The 2,060-nt window shown below is 39.2% G+C and carries 1 protein-coding gene; it reads right to left on the bottom strand.

Annotated features, from left to right (window positions below):
• Positions 1–2,060: MiiA motif-containing surface protein (locus tag O3802_RS07645; protein WP_371458998.1), on the bottom strand; the 2,060-nt coding region annotated here is incomplete at both ends.

Here is a 2,060-nt window from a genome sequence, read left to right as displayed (position 1 = left end):
GGTTGACTTGGTTGTGTCGGTTGCGCTGGATTTTTGATTCCATTCGCATCAGCTGCTTTTACAGTTTTATCTGGTGTTAATGTCGCAGTAGTTCCGTCTGGGAATGTTACTGTTGCTGTTCCATCAGCTTCTACTTCTACTTTTGTAGCTGTTAGGTTAGCTGCTTTCACTGCATCTTTAACTTCTCCTTTTTCATCTTCAGTTAACGTTGTTAGATCTTTAACCGGTGTTGGAACTGCTGGATCTTTGATTCCATTCGCATCAGCTGCTTTTACAGTTTTATCTGGTGTTAATGTCGCAGTAGTTCCGTCTATAAATACTACTGTTGCTGTTCCATCAGCTCCTATCCTTATACCTGTATTTCCTGGGTTTACTGCTCTCACTGCTTTTTTAACTTTTTCTTTTTCGTCTTTAGTTAACGCTGCTGGATTTTTAACCGGTGTTGGAGTTGGTCTACTTGCTACAGCTGTATCAGCTTCTTTTACAGTTTTATATGGTATTAATGTCCCAGTAGTTCCGTCTGGGAATGTTACTGTTGCTGTTCCATTAGCTTCTACTTCTACTTTTGTAGCTGTTGGGTTAGCTGCTTTCACTGCATCTTTAACTTTTCCTTTTTCTTCTTCAGTAAGATGGTCTGAATCTTCTACTGTTGTTAATTCTGGATCTTCAATTGCTGCTACTACCGTTGTTTGTATCTCTGAACTAACTTTTTTACCTGTTTCTTCTTGAGTTATTTTTACTACTGAATCTGTCGCAAGTGGGTTGTCCAGTTCTACTTCCCATACTCTATCTTGTTTTACTGTTGTTCTTTTCTTAGTCCCATCTGGTAGGGTTACTTCTATTTTCGCTCCTTCTTCGCCTGCTCCTATTATTTTTACATCATCTGAGTCTATTGTCTCTACTGTCGGTTCTGCAGATGTTTTTCTTTTTACTACTGTGTAGTCTCCTAGCATTCTATCTATTGATTCATCTGGATATACGATTGTTAAATCTCCATTATCAGATACAGTTACTGTTGTTCCCGCCGGGAAACCTGGGTTTGCTTTTTCTACTTCTTTTTTCACTTTGTCTTTTTCTTCTTTAGTAAGTTGTTCTGAATCTTCTACTATTGTTAATTCTGGAGTATTTGGTATTATTTCATCTGCAATTGTTGCTACTACCGTTATTCGTACATCTGAACTAAATTTTTTATCTATTTCTCCTTGCGATACTGTTATTATAGACCCTATACTTGCGCCCAAAGGCATATCTACTTCCCATTTCCCATCTGGTTTTACCGATGTTCTCAGAACAGTACGGTTGTATGGCAGGGTTACCATTATTTCTGATCCTGGCACCCCTGTTCCTGTTACCTTATGATCATCTGAGTCTACTTTGTCTACTGCCGGTACTGCAGAGATTTCTTTTTCCACTATTGTGTCTTTTGGATAAAGTACGACTGAAGTTAGACCTGAATTTGGACCCGCACTATCCGTATAGTAAATTTGTGCCGTTCCGTTGTCCCCCACTGTTACTCTTAATTCCTCTGGAAAGTCTGAGTTCGCGTCTTTCACTGCTTGTGCCACCTGGTCTTTTTCGTCTTGGCTTAGGTTATGCGGGTTAAATACTTTTGTTTTTACCGGATTTTTTGTAGGCGTAAATGTCCATGTCGCTATAAAAGTAAGATCATCTGTTCCAGCAATTGCGATATCTTTATTATACCCCTGAAACGTCCATACACCTTTATTAACATAATCCTCAGTTAAATATTTTATAGGCTTTGGTGGTGTATAATCTACTCTTTCTCCGGGTTGAAGCGGTTTTACTACATCATCTTTATTATATCTAACCCAACCTTTCCTTTCTCCGTTTCCTAAAGATCCACCTGGCATAACACCATAACTATAACGGTAAGGAAACGTATACCCCGGTGTTCCACTAACATTATCATAATTAACTTCATATTTTGCTCGGTTCGCCTCAGTTATTTCTTCCGCATGTGCTACTTGTCCTGAGTCTACTATTGCAGGAACGGCTACTACTGATCCTATCGCAAGTGATACAGTTGCTACCGCCAACTT

The sequence above is a fragment of the Gemella sp. 27098_8_92 genome, from assembly GCF_041433685.1.
Lineage (GTDB): Bacteria > Bacillota > Bacilli > Staphylococcales > Gemellaceae > Gemella.
The sequence above is the reverse complement of the archived record's forward strand: the minus strand, read 5'-3'. Positions and strand labels throughout refer to the sequence as shown.